The sequence below is a fragment of the Bacillus sp. P4_D3 genome (assembly GCF_056401855.1).
Window position 1 is genome coordinate 1 of record NZ_JBFUIN010000273.1, and the last position, 4,178, is coordinate 4,178.

At 36.6% G+C, this 4,178-nt stretch carries 5 protein-coding genes and 1 other annotated feature; of the genes, 1 reads left to right on the forward strand and 4 read right to left on the reverse strand.

Features of this window, described 5'->3' with window-relative positions; all coding sequences use genetic code 11:
• The first annotated feature begins 88 nt into the window (after positions 1-88).
• Positions 89-346 (forward strand) — a binding site (T-box leader).
• A 58-nt stretch (positions 347-404) separates the two neighbouring features.
• The gene (gene brnQ3 / locus AC1DTM_RS19100) at positions 405-1,760 is read left to right on the forward strand and encodes a branched-chain amino acid transport system II carrier protein BrnQ3 (protein WP_088098862.1); all 1,356 of its coding nucleotides are present in this window, start codon (positions 405-407) and stop codon (positions 1,758-1,760) included.
• Between the two features lie 24 nt (positions 1,761-1,784).
• Here the strand turns inward: brnQ3 and AC1DTM_RS19105 are convergent, their stop codons facing one another.
• The 4 genes from AC1DTM_RS19105 to liaF form a co-directional block, all read right to left on the reverse strand.
• Positions 1,785-2,141 carry a DUF3992 domain-containing protein gene (locus tag AC1DTM_RS19105; protein ID WP_078179588.1) on the reverse strand — a complete coding sequence of 119 codons (357 nt, stop codon included), beginning with the start codon at positions 2,139-2,141 and terminating at the stop codon, positions 1,785-1,787.
• A gap of 10 nt (positions 2,142-2,151) precedes the next feature.
• Positions 2,152-2,784 (reverse strand): response regulator, encoded by a 633-nt coding sequence (locus AC1DTM_RS19110; RefSeq protein WP_000598709.1) that lies wholly within the window; start codon positions 2,782-2,784, stop codon positions 2,152-2,154.
• On the reverse strand, positions 2,781-3,836 hold the full coding sequence (locus AC1DTM_RS19115; protein WP_088098861.1) for a sensor histidine kinase: 1,056 nt from the start codon (positions 3,834-3,836) through the stop codon (positions 2,781-2,783). The genes AC1DTM_RS19110 and AC1DTM_RS19115 overlap by 4 nt, the downstream gene beginning before the upstream one ends.
• On the reverse strand, positions 3,836-4,178 hold a 343-nt coding region (gene liaF, locus AC1DTM_RS19120; RefSeq protein WP_477000662.1), incomplete at its 5' end, for a cell wall-active antibiotics response protein LiaF. The genes liaF and AC1DTM_RS19115, both read right to left, overlap by 1 nt.

Genomic DNA, 4,178 nt, shown 5'->3' on the forward strand with positions numbered 1-4,178 from the left:
GCTATATTTCTACAGGAAAGTATATTTCCCAAAAAATATGTTGACTTTCTAAAAAAAACATGTGAAAATATTGTCAGAATACTTAAATAAAAATTCATTGACGAGAACGAGTACGTTACAGGGCTGTTCCCCAGAGAGTTGGTATTTTGCTGAAAGCCAATGCTCAGTTCGTAACCGAAAATCATCTCCGAGAAGTAGAACCGAATGCTGAAGTAAGTTCTTACCGGTCGTCCTCCGTTACAAGGAACACGTATCATGTTGTACGTTGTAAGCCGTATACATATAAATATATTTCTACATGTATAAATTAGGGTGGTATCGCGGGTAAATATAACTCGTCCCTTTCTTAAGGGACGAGTTTTTTGTGTTCTTACAATGAATTTACAAAAAAGGAGGCAAAAACAATGAACACTGTATCAAAAAAACATATTTTTTTCACAGGTCTTATGCTATTTTCTTTATTTTTTGGAGCAGGTAATTTAATTTTCCCTCCAATGCTTGGACAAAATGCTGGTGAAAACTTTTGGCCAGCAATGATTGGTTTTTTACTAACAGGAGTCGGCTTACCGCTACTTACTGTTATCGCCATTTCTCTATCAGGAAATGGAATGCAACAACTTGCAAGTCATGTTCACCCATCATTCGGAATATTCTTTACAGTAGTTGTATACATTGCAATCGGTCCATCTATGGGCATCCCACGCGTTGCTAATGTCGCTTATGAAATGGGAGTTAGTTCTTTCTTACCAGAAACTATTCGCTCTAGCAGCCTAGCGCTATTTTTATACACAGTCATCTTCTTTGCTATCGTATTTTGGCTTAGTTTAAATCCTTCTAAACTCGTCGATCGTATCGGAAGCGTATTAACACCTATTTTATTACTCTCTATTTTCTTATTATTCGTTAAGGGTGTATTTACACCCCTCGGGCAATCCGGACCAGCAATGCAAGAGTATCAAATTTCTCCAATTTTCAAAGGTTTTATGGAAGGATACTTAACAATGGATACCATTTCAGCACTTGCATTTGGAATTATCGTTGTAAATGCAATTCGCTCAAAAGGTGTGAATGACCGTAAATCCATTGCCATCGCAACAGCAAAAGCAGGACTTATTGCCGCTACCGGTCTCGTACTTGTATATGGTGCACTTGGCTGGCTCGGTACAACTAGTGTCTCTCTCGGATACGCAACAAATGGCGGACAGCTACTTACCGTTATCGTACAACAATTACTCGGTCCATATGGTTTAATTCTATTATCTCTTATCGTTACACTCGCTTGCTTAACAACATGTATTGGACTTGTATCTGCATGCAGTCAATACTTCTCAACATTATTAACGAAATTTTCATATAAAACGTTAGCAAGTGTCATTTGCTCGTTAGGATTATTAGTTGCCAACTTAGGTTTAACAAAAATTATCGCAATCTCTGTTCCTATTTTACTTGTTGTATATCCAATTGCGATTGTACTCGTATTACTATCATTACTTCATAAATATTTCGGTGGATATCGTTCTGTTTATGTAGGTGCGTTAATTGGATCTGCAGTTGTGAGCGTATTTGATGGTTTAAAACAAGGGAATATTCCTGTTTCATCTATCACATCTTATTTCGAGTTTATTCCATTATATAATGAAGGAATTGGCTGGTTAGTACCAGCATTAGTTGGGGCTATTATCGGTTTTACTATCGCAAAATTAAGTGGTGCCAAAGCAGTACCATTAACGGATCATTCACCTGAATCGAAAGTATCATAAAAAAACTCCCATTTCGGGAGTTTTTTACATTTGATAAGAAGTATGATTAAAGCTACTTACTTTATAAGCTTTCGTATAGTAATCAATATTCGTATCCACTGTTTCTACTTTTACAACATCATAGCAATCTTCTTGTTTTACTAGAAATAAATAATATTCTTCTGTCGCCTCAATAATTGCAATACGATCTATTTCAATATCATATTGTTCACAAAGTGCTTGCAACGCATTCACATAGTTACCTAATTTTTTCGTTTCATCCATTCCAAATATCGTTTGAACTAACATACACTCTCTCCCCTTTGTATGTACTGTTAACACCTTAATGATAACGCTTACATAATTAACCGTCAACAAAAAGCTTTGACCATATATAGCCAAAGCTTCCTTCTTATTTCGTCAATTGGTGTCTAAACGCATAAATAACCGCCTGTGTCCGGTCACTTACATTTAGCTTATTTAATATATTACTCACATGTGTCTTTACTGTTTTAAGGGCAATAAACAACTCATCTGCAATCTCTTGATTACTTTTCCCCTCTGCAATTAATAACAAAATTTCAGACTCTCTTTCTGTTAACTCCTCATGCAAAGGTTGTTCTTTCTTCTGACGCATACGAGACATCATTTTGCCAGTAACTTTCGGCTCTAATACCGTTTCCCCATCATAAGTAGCTCGTACAGCATCTGCAATATCACTCGCTCTTGATGTTTTTAATAAATAACTTGTCGCCCCCGCCTCAATAACAGGATATAACTTTTCATCATCTAAAAAGCTCGTGACAACTACAATTTTCGCTTCTGGCCATTCTTGAATAATAGCACGTGTCGCTTCAACCCCATCCATCTCATCCATAACAAGGTCCATTAAAATAATATCCGGTCTTAATTGCAAAGCTAACTCTGAACCTTTTCTTCCATTTTCAGCTTCTCCAACTACTTCAATATCTGGCTGCGTTGATAAATATGCTGATACACCCATTCGAACCATTTCATGATCATCAACTAATAATACTTTTATCATGATTCTCCCCCTCTCTCAATCATAATCGGTACTTTCACTTCTATTTGCGTACCTTTATTCGGAAAACTAAGAACTTTTAATGTACCACCAATTTCATGAACTCGCTCTTGCATTGACCTTAAACCGTATGAACCAGCCTTATTAACACCAACTTTAAACCCAACACCGTCATCAATAATTTTCAAAATCGCATATTGATCAATTTTACGAAGGCGTACTTCGGTTTTCTTTGCCTTCGCATGCCGTAAAGTATTAGACAGCGCCTCTTGTACAATACGGAATAAATGATCCTCTACACCTTTTTTCAATTGAATCGGTTCAATTAACCATTCAATTTTCATATGTTGCTTTCTAGACAGCTCTGTTAATAATTCTTCTATACCCTCTGTTAGTTTCTTACCTTCTAACTGCACTGGGCGTAAATGAAGGAGCAATGCTCTCATTTCTGATTGTGCATTTACAACCATATTTTCAACAAGCTGCAACTGTTTTTGCGTCGTGTCTGGAATTTTAGCTACTTGTTCATTAATGGCTGACATCATCATCGACATTGCAAAAAGCTGCTGACTTACAGAATCATGCAGCTCTCTCGCTAATCGATGCCTTTCTTGAGAAATCGCTTCTTGTCTCATCTCTTCATTCCAATGGGCTCGTTCATTCGTTACTTTTTGAAATAGCCCAGCTTGCTCCTCTAAGCGACGAGCAAGACCAATTACTTTTCGTTCCACTTCATGAAATTCATCATCCGCAGTAAATGAAACATCACTCGGAAAATTCCCTCGCTCTACTTCAAATAGAAAAGTATTTAATCCTTGTATACGCTGCTCTATATAATAACCGATTGCATATCCTACAATTCCTCCGATAAGAAGACTCGTACTTATAATAAACAAGCCAATTGGAACAGAAGCAATGGATTCTTTCCATAGTAAATCATAAACTTGTTGCTCGCTTTTCCATACATATACAATTGTACAAATAAGTGCGATACTCACAGAGGACAACATAGAATAACGAATATACATCCACGAAATATTCCTTTGTTTTTTCATTATACTTTCCTCACTTCCGTATCGCCTACGACAAGCGAAGAAATAATTTTAATACGACGAGGGGCTTCTTTATACTGTTCTGTTCTAAACGTAACATTACGGTTAAATCCAGTTTCTTCATGTCCTGGCAGGAGCACTCGCCCAACAATAACAGAATGATTTAAAGACAATTCAATATCATATGGTACATATAAACGAATATTACCAATGACGCCCCGAATAACAATAACCGTTTCCCCCTCTGGAATCATAGCAGTTGTTAAATCAATCTCGACGTCACAAGCACCATATTGGACGTTAATATCCTCTATTTCATAAATATGATCCATCATTCGTACATTA